Source organism: Polynucleobacter sp. MWH-UH25E (assembly GCF_018687095.1).
Classification (GTDB): Bacteria; Pseudomonadota; Gammaproteobacteria; order Burkholderiales; family Burkholderiaceae; genus Polynucleobacter.
The window spans coordinates 1,669,065-1,670,809 of the sequence record NZ_CP061286.1 but is presented as its reverse complement, the minus strand read 5'-3'; the positions used below and the strand labels follow the sequence as shown (position 1 = coordinate 1,670,809).

Here is a 1,745-nt window from a genome sequence, read left to right as displayed (position 1 = left end):
ATAACAGCAATGACACTGTTCAAGCTCTGAACACAGACTCTGCTGCGTTAACTGACTCAATCACTGTGTATGCTGCAGATGGCACACCTAAAACAATCTCAGTCACAATCCATGGCACGAACGATGCTGCAGTGATTGGTGGTACAAGCACTGGTGATGTCACTGAATTAGGTGGCATTAACAATGGCAACCAACCTGCAAGTACATCTAGTTCTGCGAGTGGTACTTTAACTATCGGTGATGTTGATAGCGAGGAAAGCTTTACGGCTGTTACAGTACCTGCACAAGGTCATAACGGCACTTACGGCAACTTCACACTGAGCACAGCTGGCGAGTGGACATATAGCCTTGATAACAGCAATGACACTGTTCAAGCTCTGAACACAGACTCTGCTGCGTTAACTGACTCAATCACTGTGTATGCTGCAGATGGCACACCTAAAACAATCTCAGTCACAATCCATGGCACGAACGATGCTCCTACTGTCGTGTCTACTTTGGATGATCAACATGCGTCAAATGGTACGGCACTTAAATATACTGTTCCAGCCGGTACTTTTGCTGATATTGATAATGGTGATGTGCTGACTTTATCTGCTAAGTTAGCTGATGGATCAGACCTTCCAGCTTGGTTAAGTTTTAATCCAACAACCGGTGAATTTACAGGTACACCTCCTGCGGCAGCGCCTAATATTTTAGATATTAAAGTAACCGCTACTGATACACACGATGCCTTTGCATTCACTAATTTACATTTTGTCATTGAAAATGACGGAATTCTTGCTGCAGTTGAAAATAATGTCCCTGTATCACTTGGTAATATTGCTGGTGATGGTAATGGTGACGGCATTGTTGACAGCACCCAGAGTAATGTTGCATCGCTACCGACCACAGTATCAGTGGATCCAACAACTACGTGGGTGACAATAGCAACTAACGCTGGAAACTTAAGTAATGTTTCAGTATCGCCCACACCTTCATCTCTTCCAACTGGTGTATCGCTTCCATTTGGCGAAGTTAACTTTAATGTTAGCGTAGCTACACCAGGATCAAGTGTTTATAGCTCAGTATATTTAACTGGGGATTGGACTGTATCTAACGGTATTTGGACGGATGCAGTATCTGGAAATCAGGTCAATGGTTACTGGAAACAGGGACATGACTTAAACTGGAGTGATGTTGCAACGGGTATGACCTTGTCAGGAAACAAGCTGAAGATTGACTTCACTTTGACTGATGGAGATATTCGTTCTGACCAAGACGGTATTCAAAATGGAACTATCGTAGATCCAGGAGCCCCTGGTTACTTTAACCATGCAACAGCGGTTAATTTGTCAATTACTGCAGTAAGCCCTGATAATGGAAACTCAAACAGTGATTTCCTTACAAGCCAACATGTATTGAGCGTTTCTGGTACAAATGATGCATTAAACCAAGGCGAAAAAATACAAGTTAGCTCTGACGGAGGTAACACATGGTATGATGCAGTAGTCAGTGGAACTACTTGGTCTTACTCTGACCCAGATAATCATCCGGACGGTAGATTTACATATACTGCTAGAGTTGTTGATGCTGGAGGCAATCCAGGTAATTCAATAAGTCATGCGGTGGATATTGATACCACGCCACCAACGATTGCGATTGCTAGTGATGTCTCTGCACTTAAAGCAGGTGATGTGGCTCACCTAACATTTACCTTGTCTGAGTCGTCATCAGACTTCACAAGCGCTGATGTGTCTTATAGT

Annotated in this window: 1 protein-coding gene; it reads left to right on the top strand. The window is 43.4% G+C overall.

The annotated features are described in order from the left end of the window. The coding region (locus ICV39_RS08680) for a VCBS domain-containing protein (protein WP_215389692.1) at positions 1 to 1,745 on the top strand (1,745 nt) is incomplete at both ends.